The following is a 944-nucleotide window of genomic DNA, read 5'->3' as shown; positions in this document are numbered from 1 at the left end:
CTTTGGCCAAACAGGATTACGAAAAGCAAATCGCTGAAGCGGGTGTTTATTTGAAGGCTTCGCGAGAGTCATTAGCCCGAATTTCAGACCAGGTTTATCATTCGGATTCTGCAGAGAAAACCAGCATGACGACAGAGGAGGCTAGCTTGTGAGTTTACTTAGAACAGCATGCTTGCTTACCTTGTTATTTGCTTTGTCAGGCTGCCAGCTATTTGACTCCAGAACCTATCCCTTATATGGGCCTGAAAGTATTGCTTCACTTCAGCCTGCTGTCTTGATGATTGATAGAGAGGCATCTTTAAGTCTTGAAATTTCAGAAGTTATCGAGAATTACACTCGTCTGCTACCTATGCTGAAAGACCCTGAAACGCAAATGAAGGTTCTGCATCGCTTAGCCGATCTTAAGCTTCAGAAAGGTGAATTATTAATGGCAGAGCAGGCTGTTGATGAGCTGGATATCGCTATCACTGCTTATTTAGGTCTGCTTGAAAAGTATCCAGACAGAGAAGATAACGATCACGTCTTATATCAATTGGCAAAGACCTATGAGTTGAAAGGTTTGCGTGATCAACACCTGAAGATACTGACACGAATTGCCGAGCAATACCCGGGCTCAAACTATTATGCCGAAGTACAATTTAGACGCGGAGAGATCCTGTTCACTGACGAACTGTATAGGCTGGCCGAGCAGGCATTTTCTGCCGTGATTCTGACTGAAGCGCCTAAAGAGGAAAGCCCCTTTTTGGCTAACGCCCACTACATGCAAGGCTGGAGTTTGTTCAAACAGGCAAAATACTCTTTAGCGCTGGTAAGCTACAGCCGCGTGTTAGATTTATTGTTAAGTCAGGACTCGGCTGATCAAGATAAAGCCTCGGCCTTGGTTGCGAATCAGCATCAAACTCTGGTCGAAGACTTAATGCGCGTTATGAGTTTGTCGTTTTCTT

At 44.6% G+C, this 944-nt stretch carries 1 protein-coding gene; it reads left to right on the top strand.

Features of this window, described 5'->3' with window-relative positions; translation table 11 throughout:
* Positions 1–148 precede the first annotated feature (148 nt).
* Positions 149–944, top strand: a 796-nt coding sequence (locus A3763_RS26320; protein WP_156495354.1) for a tetratricopeptide repeat protein, incomplete at its 3' end; no start/stop codon positions are given.

The organism is Oleiphilus sp. HI0128 (assembly GCF_001635365.1).
This window is presented reverse-complemented; position numbering and strand designations above follow the sequence as displayed.